This is a genomic window from Citrobacter sp. wls757, assembly GCF_005280935.1.
Classification (GTDB): domain Bacteria; phylum Pseudomonadota; class Gammaproteobacteria; order Enterobacterales; family Enterobacteriaceae; genus Citrobacter; species Citrobacter portucalensis.
This window is the reverse complement of the sequence record NZ_SZWU01000076.1, coordinates 256,344-257,758: the sequence shown is the minus strand read 5'-3', so window position 1 is coordinate 257,758 and position 1,415 is coordinate 256,344. Positions and strand designations below refer to the sequence as shown.

The 1,415-nt window shown below is 54.1% G+C and carries 1 protein-coding gene; it reads right to left on the bottom strand.

The window, feature by feature from the left end; translation table 11 throughout:
* Positions 1 to 451 precede the first annotated feature (451 nt).
* On the bottom strand, positions 452 to 1,306 hold the full coding sequence (locus FDW94_RS21810; RefSeq protein WP_137378248.1) for an aldo/keto reductase: 855 nt from the start codon (positions 1,304 to 1,306) through the stop codon (positions 452 to 454).
* Positions 1,307 to 1,415 lie beyond the last annotated feature (109 nt).

Here is a 1,415-nt window from a genome sequence, read left to right as displayed (position 1 = left end):
AAAAGGCTTGCAGGCGATAACAGTATCTACAAACTACATACAACCGTAGACCTAATTAGCACAGCGCCATCAGGCAGTTCCGCGCACCGTGCCGGATGCGGCTAACGCCTTATCCGGCCTACAAACTACATGCAGCCGTAGGCCTGATTAGCACAGCGCCATCAGGCAGTTCCGCGCACCGTGCCGGATGCGGCTGACGCCTTATCCGGCCTACACACTACATGCAGCCATAGGCCTGATAAGCACAGCGCATCAGGCAGTTCCGCGCACCGTGCCGGATGCGGCTAACGCCTTATCCGGCCTACAAACTACATGCAGCCGTAGGCCCGATAAGCTCAGCGCATCAGGCAGCTCTACGCACCGTACCGGATGCTGCTAACACCTTATCCGGCCTACAAACTACACGCAGCCGTAGGCCTGATAAGCTGCGGGAACATCGGCATTTGGCAAATCAGGCCATATCCAGCGCGGTTTTACCGTTTGGCGCCGGATACGCCTTATCTAACTGCTTCAACTCATCTACAGAGAGCGTTATCTCCAGCGCGGCGGCATTTTGTTCGACATGCGCTACGCTTGCGGCTTTCGGGATGGCTATTACACCCGACTGACGAATCACCCATGCCAGCAAAATCTGCGCAGCGCTAACATTGTGCGCACGCGCGATGTCATTCACCACAGAGTTAGAAAGCAAATCGCCACGCAGTCGTCCCGCCTGGGCCAGCGGACTGTATGCCATGACCGGCATCTGCTGCTGCTGGCACCACGGCAGTAAATCATATTCAATACCGCGCGAGGCTAAATGATAAAGCACCTGATTAGTTGCACACTCTCGTCCACCGGGTACCTGCCATAACGCCTGCATATCATCATAATCGAGATTTGAGACGCCCCAACGGCGGATTTTCCCCTGCGCAATCAGTGTTTCCATGGCATCGATGGTCTCTGCAAATGAAAAATCGCCCATCCAGTGCAGCAAATAGAGATCCAGATAATCAGTTTTCAGTCGACGCAGACTCGCTTCGCAGGCGGCAATGGCTTTCTGTCCACCGGCATTCCATGGGTAAACTTTCGAGACTAAAAAAGCGCTATCACGCCGTCCCGTTAATGCTTCACCCACCACCTCTTCCGCTGCACCATCAGCGTACATTTCTGCTGTATCAATCAATCGCAGGCCGAGATCCAGTCCGGCCTGCAGCGCAGACACTTCATCCCGGCATCGGCTTGGATCCTCGCCCATGTACCATGTTCCCTGCCCAATAGCAGGAAGCGATACCTGGTTTGTAAACGTCACCTGTTTCGCTGTCATCGCACCCTCCTGTGTTAATGCACCACAGTAAAGCAAAACAACGTGCATGTGTCCTGTTAGGGTGCACAAATTGCACCATCATGGATTGGAAACCGATTGTTAAGGCGAG